The organism is Psychrobacter sp. W2-37-MNA-CIBAN-0211 (assembly GCF_040309405.1).
Lineage (GTDB): Bacteria > Pseudomonadota > Gammaproteobacteria > Pseudomonadales > Moraxellaceae > Psychrobacter > Psychrobacter glaciei.
In genome coordinates, this window is the sequence record NZ_JBEOOU010000099.1 from 1 (window position 1) to 291 (window position 291).

A 291-nucleotide genomic window follows, 5' to 3' on the forward strand; every position below is an offset into this window, starting at 1 on the left:
TCGCAGCATTGACCGGTTTACCGACAGTCATCCGCAGATAGGGGCGGCGCTGTCGCGCTTCAGCCTGACCCGGCGGCGCTACGCCGGCATCGTCCTTGACGTGTTTTTTGATCACTGCCTGGCGCGGGATTGGGCGTTGTACGCCGATCAACCCCTGGAACGCTTTACCACCGAGGTTTACCGGGTACTGGCCGCCGAACCACAATTGCCGGGGCGGCTGGCGCAAATTGCACCGTATATGGCGGCGGATGACTGGTTGGGCTCCTACCGCGAATTTGCGGTGATGGAGCC

General features: G+C 62.2%; 1 protein-coding gene. It reads left to right on the top strand.

Translation table 11 applies throughout. The features are described 5' to 3' along the window. Positions 1-291: ACP phosphodiesterase (locus AAEY72_RS14450; protein WP_352311206.1), on the top strand; the 291-nt coding region annotated here is incomplete at both ends.